The organism is Bradyrhizobium sp. Arg237L, from assembly GCF_029990105.1.
Taxonomy (GTDB): domain Bacteria; phylum Pseudomonadota; class Alphaproteobacteria; order Rhizobiales; family Xanthobacteraceae; genus Bradyrhizobium.
The window spans coordinates 50,215-63,929 of sequence record NZ_JAQMIL010000020.1 but is presented as its reverse complement, the minus strand read 5'-3'; the positions used below and the strand labels follow the sequence as shown (position 1 = coordinate 63,929).

Sequence of the window (13,715 nt, the reverse complement as noted above, 5' to 3'; positions counted from 1 at the left end):
TGTCATCACCGAACGAGGAATTCACATGCGAGCCACGCGCGCGGCAAACAGTAGGCGCACACTCGGTTACTTAGCAGTGGCGGGCGCGCTTCTCGCTGCAGCACATGTCGATCCGGTGAGCGCAGCCGAGCCGCTGCCGGAAATCAATCTGCAGCTCACGCCCTGGACGGTGATCGCGCGCGAGAAGGGCTTCTTCAAGGATGAGTTCGACAAGATCGGCACCAAGAAGATCAACCTCATCGCCTCGGGTGCGGCTGAATTGATTGGCGCGGAATCTGCCGCGGTCAAGGGTGGAGCGATCGCGATTGCCCAGCGCATGATTTACCCCGCCACGGTGCACCGTGCGAACGGTCTCGATGGCGAGATCATCTGGGTCTCCGAGGCATCCAACCGTTATCGTGCGCCCATTCTCGCCCGCGCGGACAACGACAATATCAAGTCCGTAGCCGATCTTGACGGGAAGAAGTTCGGCTCGAGCCGCATAAGCTGCTATTGGTCGTCGCCCTTTGAGATCACGCAGAAGGCGGGGCTGCCGTTCGACTCGCGCGAGAAGGAGGGCCGGATACGCTACACCTCGATCGACAACACCGCCGTTGCGATCAGCGCGGTGCTCTCGGGCGCGGCCGATGCCACCACCTTCCATCTTGCGGCCGGCGCGGCCGCTACGGGTGCATGGTTGTCTGGCAAGCTCAAGGTGGTTGGCCGGTCGCCGGACGACGGCATCTATGTGAATAACGCGGGCCGCGTGACCTATTTCGCGCGCCGCGACTTCGTGGACAAATATCCCGACGTCGTAAAGGCCTTCCTTGCTGCCCGCGAGCGCACGCGTGAGTGGGCCTCCGATCACGTCGACGAGGCGGCGGAGATTGTAGCCAAGGAAACGCGCGTTCCGATCGAGGTTGCGAAGTTCCAGATTACCCACGCCGGCGAATGGGAGTTCATGGCCGGCGAACCGAATGCCGACCGTGCGCGCGATGCGATCAAGAAGTTCCAGGCCTGGTACATCGCCAACGGCGACGATATCCTTTCAGAGCGCAAGCTTTCCGACGCGCAGATCGATGCCTTTATCGATGGACGCTTCTTCGCGGGCGGCAGTCACTCCATCTACAATTGACGAACTGATGTAACCGACGCGCGACGCCTCGGCACCCGGCGAGTGCCGAGCGTTGTGATGACCTGTTGAAAGAGCGTTGCCAGCATGACCGATAGCGCGGAGGCGATCGACGGCTCAGGAATCCGAACCGGCGGTTCGGCGGTCGCGGCACGGCAGGGGCGGGTTTACAAGGGACCGGCGCTGATCGGCATTGTGCTGCCCGCGATCATCCTGACCCTATGGCAAACGGCGTCCGCGCGTGGCTGGATCGACCCGGTGTTCCTGCCGGAGCCGATCACCGTCGTCACGGCGTTCTGGAAGATGCTCACCAAGCAGAATCTGGCGCTGGACTTTCTGGCCAGCGTCAAGATCGTCGGGCAGGCGTTCATCTACGGCTCACTTGTCGGCGTCGCGCTCGGAATCGCGGCCGGGCTGTCGCGCAAAGTTGAGCAGTTCTTCGGCCCGACCTTCGATACAATCCGGCACATTCCCGGCATTGCCTGGCTGCCCTTGATCGTTCTCTGGCTCGGCATCGGCGCGCCGGCGAAAGTGCTTGTCATCGCCAAATCCGTGTTCTTCCCGGTATTCCTCAACACGTTGCAAGGCATTCGCAACGTCGACAAGAGTTATGTCGAGCTGGCGGAAGTCCTCACGCTGACTCGCAGGCAGTTCGTGCGCAAGGTGATCCTGCCGGCCGCAACGCCCTCGATCATGGTCGCGCTGCGTTACTCGGCTGGGCTCGCCTGGGCGCTGGTGGTCGTTGCGGAAGGACTGAGCGGACTGGAGGGGCTGGGCTTCCTGATCTTCCGCGCGCAGGGCCTGCTGCTGACCGATCAGCTTGTCGTGTGCATGGTCATCATCGGTCTCGTCGGCTTCGCCATCGACCGCGGCATGTATCTCTTGCAGCGTCGCGTGCTCCGCTGGAAGCAGGGCTACGAGGGTTGAGCCACGCGACGGCAGCCGCATCACGTGAATAGGAGTATGCCATGGCCACGTCCGGCCAGCTCGAGGTGAGGAACGTATCCAAGACCTATGCTGTCCCCGGCCGCCCGCCGGTGCACGTCCTGTCCCATGTGAGCCTCGATGTGAAGCCGGGCGCGTTCGTTTCGCTGGTCGGGCCGAGCGGATGCGGAAAATCGACGCTGTTGCGGCTGATCGTCGGTCTCGATCGCGACTATCGCGGTGATATCCTCATCAATGGTCAGCAGGTCACGGGTGCCGCGCTATCGCGGGGCATCGTGTTCCAGGATCATCGTTTGCTGCCGTGGCTGACGCTTGAGGACAATATCGGTCTTAGCCTGGAGAATTCGGGCAGGAGCGCTGCGGACAAAGCTGCCACGATCGCCGAACATGTTGCCCTCGTCGGCTTGAAAGGGTTCGAGAAGGCCTATCCGCATCAACTGTCCGGCGGCATGGCGCAGCGCGCGGCCATTGCCCGCGGGCTGGTGAATCGTCCGGAGATCCTGCTGCTCGACGAGCCGCTCGGCGCGCTGGACGCGTTGACCCGGGTCCATCTCCAGGCCGAGCTGCAGCGCATCTGGCGCGTCGAGCAAATCACCATGATCCTCGTGACGCATGACGTGGATGAAGCGATCTATCTTAGCGACAGGGTCGTGGTGATGGCCGGCGGTCCCGGCCGGATCGTCGAGGAGATCGACATCGACCTGCCGCGCGACCGCGACCGTGCGGACCTAGAGTTCGCCAGCTACAAGCGAGGAATTCTGTCGGCCATGGGCGAATATGGCGGCAAGCCTCAGGCTGCCTGACGCCGACGCGCGCTCCTTCCTGGGAGGTTCCATCATGCTGAGGTCGCAGACGACGGCACGCCTTCGCGGTGCCAACTTGCTTCGCAACGTGATGCTTGCGATCGGGCTCGCAGCGAGCGGGGCGGCCATGGCCATGGACACCGCGCCGTCAAGCGATCTTCCCGACCTGTCGGCGGTGCGGGCGGAGATCTATTCCGGCGAATATGAGAAAGCGGCCGCCAAGCTGCTGACGCTTGCGGAAACCGTCCATCATGCCGACGTGTATAACCTGCTCGGTTTCTCGCTGCGCAAACTCAAGCGCTACGATGAAGCGGCACGGTGGTACAAGGAAGCCATCTTCTACGATCCGACTCATCGGCCGGCGCTCGAATATCAGGGGGAGCTGTTCATCGATACCGGCGATTTTGCGCGCGCCGAGAAGAATCTCGAACTGCTGCGGCTGCTGTGTCATCCCGGCGGGTGTGAGGAGTATGACAAGCTGAAAGACGCTCTCGCTCGCGCTGGGCACCAATCCAAATCGTAGATTGTCAAGCTGAACCCGGTGAAAGGCCTTGACCAAGCTGGGAAGGTGATAGGTTGTTCATATGATGTCTAGTCGAACAGTCTTGGTTCGACACGTTTTGTCGAGCGCGAGATTTCTGATGTAGTCCGATCGCCTGGATGGAGATCTATAAATGAAACGCTGGTTCCTCTCTGTTGTCGTCGGCCTTGCTCTCCTCGCCACGCCTGCCTTGGCGGAGAAGATCAAGGTCGGCATTGCGGCCGGCGACGGCGAGATCGTCTGGGCGAAGGTCAGCGAGATCGCCGCGAAGCACGGGCTCGACCTCACTGTGATAGTGTTCAACGACTACCTCTTGCCGAACGCCGCGCTCGACGCAGGCGATCTGGACGCAAATGCTTTCCAGCACAAGCCCTTCCTAGAGAATCAGATCAAGACGAGAGGGTACAAGATCACCCCCGTCGGCGAGACGATCGTCGCCCCCATCGGCACGCCGGAGCAGGTGGTGGATCAATTCCTGCAGCTCAAGAAGGCCGGAATAGATGGGCTTCAGCTCAGCTTCTTCGATTTCAAGCCCGACCTCGACTTCTTCGGCCGTCGCGTGCTGCAGTTGATGGAGCAGGCGGGACTGCGCATTCCGTCATCCCGCACGACCTGAGTGCTGCCGGCGCAACCCGCTACCGCGCTCACGCGCGCGCGGTTGCTCGCGGCTGCTCCTCGATTGAACGAGAACGAAAGCGTGCCGCCGGATGTGAGGAGGGCAGTCGTGCGCGGCCGGGACCGAAGACCTTTTCGCGGAATGTGCCCGTAGCGTATTCCGTCTTGTAGACGCCGCGCCGCTGCAGTTCCGGCACCACGAGTTCTGCAAAATCCTGGTAGCCGCCAGGGGTCACCGCGTAGCTGAGATTGAAACCGTCGATATCGGTCTCGTCGACCCAGGCCTGAAGCTGGTCGGCGACTTCGGATACCGAGCCCACGATCACCGGGCCACGCCCGCCAATGGCGCTGTGTTCGACAATCTCCCGGGTCGTCCAGGGACGCTCAGTCCGCGCGAAGGAATCGATCATCGAGGTGACCGCGTTGTCCTTCTTCACGGACGGGAAGGGATCGTCGAGGCTGTAGCGAGACAGGTCGATACCGGTCCATCCCGAGAGAAGAGCGAGCGCGCCTCTCGGATCGATGTAGTGCTGGTAGTCGCGGTATTTCGCCTCTGCCTCTGCGCGGGTTTTTCCAACGATCACAGTCATAAGGGCAAAGAAACGGATATCACGGCCGTCGCGGCCGAAGCTCTGGGCGCGCGTCCGGGTCTCCGCGACGTTGGCGGCGGTGGCGGCCTTCGAAAGCTCGCCCAGGAACACCGCCTCGGCATGCCTCGCCGCAAAATCCTTGCCGCGATTGGAGGCGCCGGCCTGGAACAGGAACGGCGTACGCTGTGGCGACGGGTGGACGAGATGTATGGCGTCCACCTTGAAGTGCTGACCGTGATGCCGAATTTTGCGGATTCGCGTCGGATCGGCAAACGTGCCGCTTTCGCGATCGGCAAACACGGCGCCGTCGTCCCAGCTCCCTTCCCACAGCGCGTAGACCGCGTCGAGAAACTCGTCCGCCAGATCGTAGCGCGGATCATGTGACATGACCTTGTCGCGACCAACCGGCCGCGAGGCAGCATTCGAATAGCCCGTGACGATATTCCACGCGACCCGGCCTTTGGTCAGATGATCCAGCGTGGAAAACCGGCGGGCAAGCGTGAAGGGCGGTTCATAGGACACGGAAGCAGTGACACCGAGGCCGAGATGCTCCGTGACGTGCGCCATTGCCGATACCAGCAGCATCGGATCGAGCTTTGGGATCTGTGCGCCGCTACGCAGCGCTGCGTCGGCATTGCCGGCGTAGATGTCGTGAATACCGATGCCATCGGCGATGAAGATCGCATCGAACTTGCCGGCCTCGAGCGTGCGAGCTACGTCGGTCCAATAGTCGAGGCTCGCGAAATCGAGCGACCGATCGTCTGGATGACGCCACAGGCCGGGCGATAGATGGACCAGGCTGAAGATGGCGAAGCCGTTGACTTGGATGATCTTGGACACGCTGCTCTCTCTCACGCTCGGGGTATTTACTGGAAGGCGGAAGGGTCGGGATGGGCGCCGGTGAGGAACCAGGAGCCGACATTGCGGATCTTGTACTCCGCCGGATTGTGCAGCGTGTGGATGCGGACGTTGCGCCAGAACCGGTCATAGCCGTTGGTGATGGTCGCCGAGCGGGCGCCCATCACCTCGAAGATCTTGCTGGTGACCTCGAGCGCGACCTCTCCGGCCAGAACATTGGCGCCGGCGATGACGACCGATGCTTCACCTCGCTCGCTCGCCGTCAGATCCTGGCCGCGTGCTCGGACCCGATCAAGCGTCTCGGCCGCCTCGTCAGCAAGCAAAGTCGCGGCCTTCACGCGGGTGTAGAGTTCGCCATAGATGCGCTTGATCCAGGGATCGTCGGTGTGTTTCTCGACGCCGGAATGAATCCAGGGCCGCGATTTCTCGCGCGTGTAGTCACGCGCCGCAATCAGGGCGCCTTGCGCACTGCCGATAAAGACGTTGAGCAGCGCGCTCTGCTGCAGGAACGGCGTGACGGTCTGGTAGGGACGCCCGCCGTCCGGCTTGTACTCAAGCACTTCGTTGCGGTGAACGCGCACTGCGGTGTAGGTGACGCGCCCGCTGCCGGTCTGGCGCTGGCCAAAGCCGTCCCAGTCGTTCTCTATACGGAGGCCTTCGCGCGACGCCGGAATCACAGCAAAGCTGCGCGCATTGGTGTCGTAGTCCTCCCAGGCGATCTGCAGATAGTCGGCGATGTGCGACCCGGAGGTGAAGGGACGGTAGCCATCGAGGACATAGCCGTCGCCATCGCGGCGCCCGAACAGGCTCTTGGAGAAGCTGTTGGCCGTGTTGCCCCAGAACCAGTTGCCGGAAACCGTGCGGCGGAAGATGTCCGCCGCCTGTTCCGGCGTGCCGCGAAGCTGGGCGGCGTGCTGCGAGCCGAAATGGTAGCCATAGAGATGGCCGAGCGCACCGTCCACCTTGGCGAACTCGCGTGCAATCTTCAGCGCCGTCGACCAGCGCTCGCCGGCGCCACCATATTCTTGCGGCACCAGGATGTTCAGCAGGCCGCTGGCCTTCAGCCGCGCAAGCTGCTCCAGCGGCTTGCCCCCTTCGCGATCGCGCGCCGCGGCGTCGCGGGCAAAAATCTCACGCAGTTCGACGGCCTTTGCGAAATGCGGATTGGATGTATCCAGATCAAAGCTCATGGCGTGAACCTCAGGCTTCCAGCCAGACATCGGCAAAATTGGCCGATGGGCCGTCGATCGTGATGGTGTGGTCGCGCACCTTGCGGTTGGCGATCGTCAAATTGGCACCAGTCACCAGGTTGATATCAGGCAGGTCGGTGGCGATGATCACCTGGAACGCGCAGAACAGCTCTCGACGCTTGGCCGGATCGCTTTCGACCGCGGCTGCTTCGAGCAGCCGATCGACTTCCGGATTGCTGTAGCCCGAGCCGTTGGAGAACGGCACGCCCGGCTTGAAGTTCTTCGATCAATAGAGGCGCTGGACTCCAACCGACGGGTCGAACGAATGGCTCATGCCGTTGCTCATGAAGTCGAAATCTCGGTTGGTGTAGGTACGCTTGAACCAGGTCGGTACGTCCTGCGCACGCAAGGTCACACCGATCCCGATATTGGCGAGCGCCTGGCGGGTGTAGGCGGCGAGCTGCTGATAGGTTTCGCTGTAGGGCATGTAGTCGTGGAACACCTTGAACCGCGTGCCGTCGGGCCCGCGCGAGAGGCCGGCGCCGTCGAGCAGCGCCTCCGCCTTCTTCGGATCGAAGTTGTGGCGCGGGATATCGGGATTATGGAACTGCTTCAGCGCCGGACTGATCGCGGCGGGCGCGCTCTGGCTCCAGCCGTAGAACACAACGCGGGCGATGGTGTCGCGGTCGATCGCGTGAGCGACCGCGCGTCGCACCTCGGGCTTGGCGAAATAAGGATTGGCCAGGTTGAACTCGAGCCGGTAGACGACCGGCTGATAGTCATAGCCGCGGGTTTCGATCACAAGATTCGGATTCGCTTTCAGCGTCTCGATCTGGCCGAGCGGCACAGGTGTGTCCGGGGCGAAATGAATCTCTCCGGTCTCCAGCGCCACGCCGCGCGCATTGGCGTCGGCAATGAAGCGGATCACGATCCGGTCGAGATAGGGCTTGCCGGGGTCCCAATAGTCTGGGTTGCGTTCGAGCAGGACGTGGCTGCCTTGCTTCCATTCCTTGAAGACGAACGGGCCGGTGCCGACCGGCGCGCGCCCGTTCGGATTGGCGAGCGGATCGCTGCCTTCGTAGATATGCCGCGGCACGATCGGCGATTCCGAGGCGGTGAGGGCGGCCAACAGATACGGTGCCGGCTTATCGAGCACGATCTCCGCGATATGCGGTTCGGGTGTGCGCACCTCGCGGACCGAGGCCAGGGTGCCGCGGCCGCGGGGATGGTGCTGTTTCAGCAGCTCGATCGAATAGGCGACGTCGGCGGAGGTGAAGTCGTGGCCATCGTGCCATTTCACGCCACGCCTTAGGGTGAAGGTGTAGCGCAGCCCGTCATCGCTCTTGCGCCACTCGGTTGCGAGCTGTGGCAGCGGGTTGAAGTCGAGATTGAAGGTAACGAGTCCTTCGGTCACCTTCGGACTGACGCGGGTGGTCGGGCCGGCCGTATGGGTGAGGCTGACCAGGATCGGCGGCTCGGGCTGGATCACGACGTTGAGCGTGCCGCCCCGGCGTGCCGCTCCGGTGGCGCGAGCGCCGGCTGTGCCGATGGCAGCGCTGATGCTTCCGAACAACAGGCCTTGGGTCACTTGCCGGCGAGTCGGATAAGTCATTATGGCTGATCTGCCGGTAAGGAGATGGATATCCGTTGCGCAAATAATTCACCTAATCAGCGGACAATCAATCCAAGGTCGCCGCTCTCAGTGAAATCAAAACGTCGTTCTGCGCACACACCGTTCCGTGGATGCGATTGCTCGCGCTCATGATCACGGACAAAAGAAAATTCCTCGACACACATACGCGTCGCAGCATGACCCACGTCAGGCTGGATGATGAAAATCCGAGGGCAATTCGGCCGATCTCTGGAAGCGCGAGTCAGCGCAGACTGGCAGGAACAACAATCTTCCGTCTTAGCCACGCCATGCAGAAGAGGAGTAACGCCGACCGGCATAACAATGAAAATCTGTGAGGTTGCGCGTGGCACGCGCCGCTCGTCATACTGCGTCGTCGATGTAAGCCGCTGATGGACGCGTCCGGTAGTGGCTGCTCCAGAGAAACTTGATGGAACTCACGAGACCACGATGACGATCCACCGTGCGCTTCAATTGCTGCTTGCAACCGCGCTGCTGGGCGGCCTGCTCGGAACAGCTTCTGCCGAACCGCTGACGGTGCGGATCGGATTCGCCTCCGTCGGCGCCGACAACCGTCAGTTCGCCGGCGGGTCATCGGCGGCGGTCGCGCATTCCGAGCATTATTTCGATCAAGAGCTGCGTGATCTTCCCGACGTCAAGATCGAATGGTCGTTCTTCAAGGGAGCTGGACCGGCGGTGAACGAAGCCTTCGCCAACAACCAGCTCGATTTCGCGATCCAGGGCGATCTGCCGCAGATCATTGGACGGGCCAATGGTCTGAAGACGAAAATCCTGCTCGCCTCGGGCGCCCACGCACCGACTTACCTCGCAGTCCCCTTCGGTTCGCCGGTGCGCAAGGTCGCGGATCTCCGTGGGCGCAAGGTCTCGATCTTCCGCGGCACCAACAACCATCTCGCTGCGGTCAAGGTGCTCGCTGGCTACGGCTTGCAGGAGAAAGACGTGCAGGTCATCAACATGGATACAGCGACGACGAATGCAGCGTTGACCTCGCGCGACATCGATGCGGCCTTCGGCAACTTCCCGCTCGCCAGCCTCGCCGAGAAGAAGATCGCGGAGATCATCTACACCACCAAGGGCGACAACCCCGCCTATGAGCGTCATTCGACGTTGATCGGCCAGGAGGCCTTCATCAAGGCTCACCCTGATGTCACGCAGAAGATCGTCTCGGCGATCGTGCGTGCCGCACGCTGGTCGTCGGACGAGGCCAATCGCGAAGCGTTCTTTGATATCTCGTCTCGCACTGGCTTTCCGGCCTCCGGCTATCGCTACGACTTCTCCGGCCAGGAATTGAAATACCGCAATTCGCCGATCATCGACGCGTCGATCATTGAGAGCTACCGCTTCCAGGCCAAGCAGGCGAAGGAGTATGCCTTGCTCCGCCGCAACGTCGACATCGATGGCTGGTTCGATCGATCATTCCTTGATGCAGCGCTCAAAGAGCAGGGGCTCGTCGGCTACTGGCAGGAATATGACGCGAGTGGCAAGCCGCTCGCTGCCGGCCAATGAGCATCGTCTCTCACGGGGCAGGGGATGACGTGCCTGCACAGCGGTCGGCGTCTACCCGCGGCCAACTCGCGGTTCGCGACGTCTCCAAATCGTTCACGGTCAACGGCGCGCGCATCGATGTGCTGCGTGATGTCTCCCTGGAGGTTGCAGCCGGTGAGTTCGTGGCCATCCTTGGGCCGAGCGGCTGCGGCAAGTCCACGCTGCTGCGGCTGATATCCGGGCTTGACCGCGACTACCGCGGCAGTATCAGCCAGGACGGCGAGGCGATCACCGGCACGGGCCTGGACCGCGGCATCGTGTTCCAGGAGCCGCGGCTGTTTCCCTGGGCGACAGTCTGGCAGAACGTAGCCCTGGGATTGAAGAACGCGCCGATGAGCGAAAGCGCCAAGCGCGATTCCATCACCGCCCATATCGCGCTTGTCGGCCTCGACGGCTTCGCGCAGGCCTATCCGCACCAACTCTCCGGCGGCATGGCCCAGCGGGCGGCGATCGCGCGCGGTCTCGTCAACCGGCCGCGGGTGCTTTTGCTCGACGAGCCCTTCGGCGCGCTCGACGCGCTGACCCGTGCGCGGCTGCAGATCGAGTTGCAACAGATCTGGGCGCATGAAAAGATCACGATGATCCTGGTCACCCATGACGTCGATGAAGCCGTCTTCCTCGGCGACCGGGTGGTGGTGCTTGCGCCGCGACCGGGCAGAATCTCAGACATATTCGACATCCCCGCGCCGCGACCACGGACGCGCGGCGACGACAGCCTGATTCGGGTCCGCAAAGCGGTGCTGCGGACATTGGAGAGCGACGACACGAGCGAGCCGATCCGCACAGCGACGGCAGCGGAGGGGGCAGCATGAGTGACGCTGCACTGGAAGCGAGGCCAGGGGCGGGGCCATCATCCTCCGACGGCTTGATCCGCTCGCTCGCAAGCCAGTTTTGGCGCGGCGTTACGCGCCGCGCGCCGGAGCTTGGCTGGCTGCTCGTTCTGCCTGCCATCGCGCTGCCGGTCTGGATTCTCGGCACCGGCCAGGGCTGGCTGCCAGAGCAGATTCTGCCGAGGCCTTCGGACGTCTGGCACACCTTCGTCGACATGCTATCGAGCGGCGAGCTGGCGCAACATGCGCGCTTCAGCCTGCTGCGGGTGCTCTACGGCTTTGCCGCCGGCGCTGGGGCCGGTCTCGCGCTGGGATCGGCCATGGGGCTCTCAAAGACCGTGGACGACTATGTCCGGCCATTGTTCACGGCGATCGCGCAAGTGCCGGCGCTGGCCTGGATACCGCTCGCGATGCTGCTGCTCGGAATCGGCGAGACGCTCAAGATCGTCGTCATCGCCAAGGCGGCCTTCGTCCCGGTCGTGATGAACACCAGTGCGGGGATCGGCAATGTGCCGCGCTCGCTGGTCGAGGTCGGTGAGGTCTTCCGCTTCACGCCATTGCAGACCCTGCGCTATGTCGTGCTGCCCGGCGCCGTCCCGCAGATCTTCACCGGGCTGCGTTATGGCCTGACGCACGCTTGGATCGCGCTGGTCAGCGTCGAACTCCTCGCGTCATCGGAAGGGCTCGGCTATCTCCTGGTCTGGGGCCGCCAGATGTTCTGGCTCGACACGGTGCTGGTCGCGATGATCGTGATCGGGCTGATCGGCTTCGTAAGCGACAAGGCGCTGGCGATCGTCGAGCGGCGGCTGCAGCGCTGGCGGACCAATGGCGTCTGAGCTCTCGGCAAGTGCGTTTCAAAGCGTGCGGCGCGGGCTGGTGCTGCCCGTCGTCCTGTTGGCGCTATGGGAAATCGCCAGCCACTCCGGTCTGGTCAATCGCCAGTTCCTGCCGCCGCTTGAAAGCGTGGTCGCAACGGCCTGGCAGGAATTCGCCAGCGGTGAACTCGTCCGTGCGCTGGCGACGAGCCTGCGGCGCGACTTGCTCGGCTTCGCGCTCGGCTCCAGCATCGGCGTAGCGGCGGGTCTCGTGCTTGGCCTGTCGCGGATCGCCGACCGGATCGTCACGACCTGGTTCAACGGGCTCAAGCAGATCGCGCTACTGGCCTGGATCCCGCTGATCTCGCTCTGGTTCGGATTTGACGAGACGGCGAAGGTGGTGTTCATCGCATTGGCGGCCGCGATCCCGGTGATCCTCAACATCGTCGAGGGCGTGCAGGGCACGCCTGCGAAGCTGGTCGAGGTCGGCGAAGTCTTCAAATTCAACCGGCTCCAGTTCGTGACATCGGTCTATCTGCCTGCGGCCGTGCCGTCACTGCTGACCGGCCTCCATCTCGCGCTGATCTATGCCTGGCTCGCGACGATCGGCGCGGAATATTTCATGGCCGCGGGGCCGGGCATCGGTGGCCTCATCATCGCTGGTCGCGAACGGTTCGAAATGGACCTTGTGATGCTCGGCATCGTCGTGGTCGGCACGGTCGGATTCGCGATCGACCGCAGCGCGACCTGGCTGGAGCGGCTCGTCATTCCTTGGCGCGCCCTTGGCAATTAGACCCATACGTTCGGAATGCGGGTGCTAATGTTCGATAGAACAACGACCGGTGTCCTATTGGTGCTTTCCGTCACGCAACTCATCGGCTGGGGAACAATAGGGCTTCCTGCGATCGTTGGTACACAAGTCGCCGTTGACCTGCATATGAATATCTCGGCCGTGTTTGCCGGCACGTCGGTCCTGTACGTCGCGATGGGGCTATGCGCCCCCTCGCTCGGAAGGGCGTTCGTCCAATTTGGCGCGCCGCATGTCATGATGGTCGGCACGGTCGTGGCTGCACTGGGCTTTGGCGTGCTGTCAGTCTCGCATAAGCCGGCGTTCTATTTCGCCGGCTGGATGATTCTCGGCATGGCCGGCAGTGCGACGCTCACGACAGGTGCCTACATCATGCTCAATGAAGTCGCTGGCCGAAGCGCAAAAAGCGCAATCGGCGCTCTCATGCTGGTGACGGGCCTCTCCAGCAGCATTTTCTGGCCGACCACTTCGCTCCTTGCTGCGCTGGCAGGCTGGCGCGGAACGTGCGTCATCTATGCTGCCACGATGATCGTGGTTTGTCTTCCGTTGTACGCGTGGGGCATGCCACGTCGAAAGAGAATTGAAGACGAAGGCGCGCGGGCAACGATCCGAACGAACGCGCCGCGAGTTCCGAAGAGCACATTCTATCTGATGGTTTCCGCGATCGCGCTGAATGCTTTCGTGACATTCGGCCTTGGTGCCGTGATGATCGAACTGCTGAAAGCCGAGGGGCTTTCGCCATCAGAAGCCGTCGCCTTTGGCTCGATGCTGGGCGTGGTTCAGGTGAGTGCTCGCGCCATCGATTTCCTCGGCCGCGGGCGATGGGACGGAATCACGACTGGCCTTGTCGCTGCCGCGGCGCTTCTTGTTGCGATGCTAATTCTGATGATCAGTGGCGGATCTTATCGGACGGTCGCGATATTCATCCTGCTCTGCGGCGCGGGCAGCGGAACGCTGATTGTAGCGCGTGCGACGATACTCCTTGTATTCTACGACAAGTTGGAATTTGCAAAGGCGACCTCTCGTATCGCCTTACCGCTGAATCTCGCCTCTGCCGTCTCTCCTCCACTTCTTGCCGATTTACTCGTGCGCTTCGGAAGCCATGGGTTGCTCGGACTTGTTGCGCTCTGTTCATGCGGCATGTTTCTGCTCCTGGCTCTGCTCGGCCGCCGTCGTCCCGGTATTGCGACTGTTGCCGTGCGGTAGCGCATGTAGACCTCAGGCGGTCGGCGTGTTGCCCCAGTCGCGAGACAAATTTCCGATCGCCGCCTTAGGGCGACATGAACTCTCTACGTCTGTGCTGGAATTTGAGATGGACAGAAGCAAGGAGCGGAGCGAGCATTCTTGCTCTCGCCGCGCCGATGTTTCTGCTGCCGAGTCGGCGCGCAACATCAGCGGGATGGCGCAGCAAGA

At 62.5% G+C, this 13,715-nt stretch carries 14 protein-coding genes; 10 read left to right on the top strand and 4 right to left on the bottom strand.

Annotation, left to right across the window (positions count from 1 at the left end):
• The first annotated feature begins 76 nt into the window (after positions 1-76).
• The 5 genes from OZ411_RS14685 (at position 77) to OZ411_RS14665 (ending at position 4,016) form a co-directional block, all read left to right on the top strand.
• Complete coding sequence (locus tag OZ411_RS14685) at positions 77-1,114, top strand: ABC transporter substrate-binding protein (protein ID WP_282528533.1); 1,038 nt, start codon at positions 77-79, stop codon at positions 1,112-1,114.
• An 84-nt stretch (positions 1,115-1,198) separates the two neighbouring features.
• A complete protein-coding gene (locus OZ411_RS14680; protein WP_282528532.1) occupies positions 1,199-2,038 on the top strand; it encodes an ABC transporter permease in 840 nt (279 codons plus the stop codon).
• 41 nt (positions 2,039-2,079) lie between these two features.
• Positions 2,080-2,859 (top strand): ABC transporter ATP-binding protein, encoded by a 780-nt coding sequence (locus OZ411_RS14675; RefSeq protein ID WP_282528531.1) that lies wholly within the window; start codon positions 2,080-2,082, stop codon positions 2,857-2,859.
• A 133-nt stretch (positions 2,860-2,992) separates the two neighbouring features.
• Positions 2,993-3,382, top strand: a complete 390-nt coding sequence (locus tag OZ411_RS14670; protein WP_282528530.1) for a tetratricopeptide repeat protein — start codon at positions 2,993-2,995, stop codon at positions 3,380-3,382.
• A gap of 151 nt (positions 3,383-3,533) precedes the next feature.
• Entirely contained in the window at positions 3,534-4,016 is a 483-nt protein-coding gene (locus tag OZ411_RS14665) for a MetQ/NlpA family ABC transporter substrate-binding protein (RefSeq protein ID WP_282528529.1), read from the top strand.
• 28 nt (positions 4,017-4,044) lie between these two features.
• On the opposite strand, the gene OZ411_RS14660 is transcribed toward OZ411_RS14665, so the two are convergent.
• From OZ411_RS14660 to OZ411_RS14645, 4 genes are read right to left on the bottom strand one after another with little or no spacing between them, the layout of a single operon-like run.
• Positions 4,045-5,445, bottom strand: coding sequence for an LLM class flavin-dependent oxidoreductase (locus OZ411_RS14660; RefSeq protein WP_282528528.1), 1,401 nt, complete (start codon positions 5,443-5,445; stop codon positions 4,045-4,047).
• 26 nt (positions 5,446-5,471) lie between these two features.
• Complete coding sequence (locus OZ411_RS14655; protein WP_282528527.1) at positions 5,472-6,653, bottom strand: acyl-CoA dehydrogenase family protein; 1,182 nt, start codon at positions 6,651-6,653, stop codon at positions 5,472-5,474.
• Between the two features lie 10 nt (positions 6,654-6,663).
• Positions 6,664-6,918, bottom strand: a complete 255-nt coding sequence (locus tag OZ411_RS14650) for a hypothetical protein (RefSeq protein WP_282528526.1) — start codon at positions 6,916-6,918, stop codon at positions 6,664-6,666.
• A gap of 21 nt (positions 6,919-6,939) precedes the next feature.
• Positions 6,940-8,265: an ABC transporter substrate-binding protein gene (locus tag OZ411_RS14645; RefSeq protein WP_282528525.1), complete on the bottom strand. Its 1,326-nt coding sequence runs from the start codon at positions 8,263-8,265 to the stop codon at positions 6,940-6,942.
• 468 nt (positions 8,266-8,733) lie between these two features.
• Between OZ411_RS14645 and OZ411_RS14640 the strand changes: the two genes are divergently transcribed.
• From OZ411_RS14640 to OZ411_RS14620, 5 genes are read left to right on the top strand one after another with little or no spacing between them, the layout of a single operon-like run.
• A complete protein-coding gene (locus OZ411_RS14640; RefSeq protein WP_282528524.1) occupies positions 8,734-9,810 on the top strand; it encodes an ABC transporter substrate-binding protein in 1,077 nt (358 codons plus the stop codon).
• Between the two features lie 29 nt (positions 9,811-9,839).
• On the top strand, positions 9,840-10,661 hold the full coding sequence (locus OZ411_RS14635; RefSeq protein WP_282528523.1) for an ABC transporter ATP-binding protein: 822 nt from the start codon (positions 9,840-9,842) through the stop codon (positions 10,659-10,661).
• Complete coding sequence (locus OZ411_RS14630; RefSeq protein WP_282528522.1) at positions 10,658-11,515, top strand: ABC transporter permease; 858 nt, start codon at positions 10,658-10,660, stop codon at positions 11,513-11,515. The genes OZ411_RS14635 and OZ411_RS14630 overlap by 4 nt, the downstream gene beginning before the upstream one ends.
• Positions 11,505-12,287, top strand: a complete 783-nt coding sequence (locus OZ411_RS14625) for an ABC transporter permease (RefSeq protein WP_282528521.1) — start codon at positions 11,505-11,507, stop codon at positions 12,285-12,287. Before OZ411_RS14630 ends, OZ411_RS14625 begins: the two co-directional genes overlap by 11 nt.
• 27 nt (positions 12,288-12,314) lie before the next feature.
• Positions 12,315-13,508 (top strand): MFS transporter, encoded by a 1,194-nt coding sequence (locus OZ411_RS14620; RefSeq protein ID WP_282528520.1) that lies wholly within the window; start codon positions 12,315-12,317, stop codon positions 13,506-13,508.
• Positions 13,509-13,715 lie beyond the last annotated feature (207 nt).